This is a genomic window from Bacillus sp. B1-WWTP-T-0.5-Post-4, assembly GCF_009183795.1.
In the GTDB taxonomy this organism is placed as follows: Bacteria; Bacillota; Bacilli; order Bacillales; family Bacillaceae_G; genus Bacillus_A; species Bacillus_A cereus.
The window spans coordinates 1-772 of the sequence record NZ_WEIJ01000042.1 but is presented as its reverse complement, the minus strand read 5'-3'; the positions used below and the strand labels follow the sequence as shown (position 1 = coordinate 772).

The following is a 772-nucleotide window of genomic DNA, read 5'->3' as shown; positions in this document are numbered from 1 at the left end:
GTTCCGCCACCCCGGCATGTCATATTGAAAATTGGAGCGGAAGACGGGATTCGAACCCGCGACCCCAACCTTGGCAAGGTTGTATTCTACCACTGAACTACTTCCGCAAGACATGTATGAGTTATTTAATTAAAAGTGCGGGTGAAGGGAGTCGAACCCCCACGCCAAAGGCGCCAGATCCTAAGTCTGGTGCGTCTGCCAATTCCGCCACACCCGCATATTAATTTATTTAAGAAAAATGGGGCGACTGATGGGAATCGAACCCACGAATGCCGGAGCCACAATCCGGTGCGTTAACCACTTCGCCACAACCGCCATGATTTCTGGTGCCGACTAGAGGACTTGAACCCCCAACCTACTGATTACAAGTCAGTTGCTCTACCAATTGAGCTAAGTCGGCTAAATGGTGGAGGATGACGGGATCGAACCGCCGACCCCCTGCTTGTAAGGCAGGTGCTCTCCCAGCTGAGCTAATCCTCCATTTGCCTGGCAACGTCCTACTCTCACAGGAACAAGGTCCCAACTACCATCGGCGCTAGAGAGCTTAACTTCCGTGTTCGGTATGGGAACGGGTGTGACCTCTCTGCCATCATTACCAGACTGTATTCATTTAAGACAAGAATTATTGTAACTCATTTACTTTTGAAAGTCAACAAGTTTTTTATATTCTTTCAAAACTAGATAACATTGCTTCATATTATATGGTTAAGTCCTCGATCTATTAGTATTCGTCAGCTCCACATGTCACCATGCTTCCACCTCGAACCTATCA

At 47.8% G+C, this 772-nt stretch carries 5 tRNA genes and 1 rRNA gene; all 6 read right to left on the bottom strand.

Features of this window, described 5'->3' with window-relative positions:
• Nucleotides 1-32: 32 nt before the first annotated feature.
• Nucleotides 33-107 (bottom strand) — tRNA-Gly (locus GBN91_RS28620).
• A 29-nt stretch (nucleotides 108-136) separates the two neighbouring features.
• Nucleotides 137-217: transfer RNA gene (locus tag GBN91_RS28615), tRNA-Leu, on the bottom strand.
• 22 nt (nucleotides 218-239) lie between these two features.
• Nucleotides 240-315, bottom strand: a tRNA-His gene (locus GBN91_RS28610).
• Nucleotides 316-324: 9 nt separating this feature from the next.
• A tRNA-Thr gene (locus GBN91_RS28605) sits at nucleotides 325-400 on the bottom strand.
• Between the two features lie 4 nt (nucleotides 401-404).
• Nucleotides 405-480 (bottom strand) — tRNA-Val (locus GBN91_RS28600).
• Nucleotides 481-484: 4 nt separating this feature from the next.
• Nucleotides 485-600 (bottom strand): 5S ribosomal RNA (gene rrf, locus GBN91_RS28595).
• Nucleotides 601-772 lie beyond the last annotated feature (172 nt).